This window comes from Pedobacter sp. 05L430 (assembly GCF_056397585.1).
On record NZ_JBFTNT010000523.1, the window covers coordinates 1 to 1,404 of the forward strand.

Genomic DNA, 1,404 nt, shown 5'->3' on the forward strand with positions numbered 1-1,404 from the left:
TCACTAAGGTAAACGTCGGGAAGTGTTAGATTGATTTCGGCGGATGAGCTGAAAAAGGCTTGTTTATCTTTAAAAGACAACACTGCCGAAGCACTTTTACCGGCGAACAGACCATATCCAGATTTTGAGAGTTCATTCCCATCAGTAAGAAACAAAAACACTAATCCATCAGCTTTAGCTCTCGCCATTCCATAAGTTCCCTTAAACTGCATATCCTGATATTTAATGCTTTCGGCCGCTGCCCCTGCAAAAATATAATCGATCATTCCATTTTTACTTTCAACCTGGATTCCCGCAAAAGAAGAATCATTTCCTACCCCTGCAAATGAAGAGATCCTGGCAATATCTCCTCCAGTATTACCTTCGGCAGGCTCGTAAACTGCTACAAAGGGGCGCTCCCATGCCGCTCCATTCTGACGTACCACAACAGTAGGTAAAGGCAAGTTGGCAATACTATCAGGTATCAACTGATCTTTTCTCCAGGATTTTGAGGGTGGTGCTTTCACGCTGAAAATCTCACGATCCGGATATCCTTTCATCCACATGTTCATATATACTCCTGCCCTTCCAGGAATATCTAGCTCAAACCTGCCATTGAAATCGCCTGATGAAACGACAGACTGCTTATCGTACCAATAATCATAACCCATCAGCTCCTCATTGGCAAAGGTCAGCTTATCAGTAGCCTTTAAGGGCAATGGCTTTTTTAAGGCATCAGTAAGACTAAGTCGCTGCCCTAGATTATGATAGATATAATCATGATACTTATCACCTCCATTTTTTTTAGCCGACCGGAAAACATCAACATAATACCCACTAGAGTCACTGGTTCGTACAATGCTCATTAGCCTGTTCTGGTTAGAATTGGTCTCTGGTTCCAGAAACAGTAAATTCGAATAAGTAACATCCTTAAAGTATCCCTGTTTTATACCCGGTTCCGGATAAGCACCCTGTAGTTTAAGAAAATGGTTACTTTTCATAGTAGGGTATGATGAAATGCCATCTACCACTACAGTATTGTGTGCCGGGAACTGAGAGTAATATTCTGCATAATCGGATTGAAAATAACTACCTCCAATTCCCCCTTCAGGAGCAAGTATCAAGCCTTTCCCATATAATTCCATCGCAATTCCGTTCGCATGCGCATGATTTCCGCCTGAACCGGCCTGAGAGATCATTAGGCCATGGTGCGGATCAATACCATTGCGCTGTACCATCCAGGCTACATTAGGCGCCCAAAAAGTGGCAGTCATATAATCCTCTGGTAAACCAGTTGCTACCGATTCACTAAGCGTTAAAGGTGGATTACTAAACAAAGACATAAAACCAGTCCTTAACTTTGGCAAACCTGATTCCTCCTTTTGTCGCAGATTCTGCATTGTTTTTAACAAACGTGTATAATAT

Annotated in this window: 1 protein-coding gene; it reads right to left on the reverse strand. The window is 42.3% G+C overall.

Annotated elements, in window-relative coordinates; genetic code table 11:
- The coding region (locus tag AC1DG9_RS27025) for an endo-acting ulvan lysase-like protein (RefSeq protein WP_477635689.1) at positions 1–1,322 on the reverse strand (1,322 nt) is incomplete at its 3' end.
- Positions 1,323–1,404 lie beyond the last annotated feature (82 nt).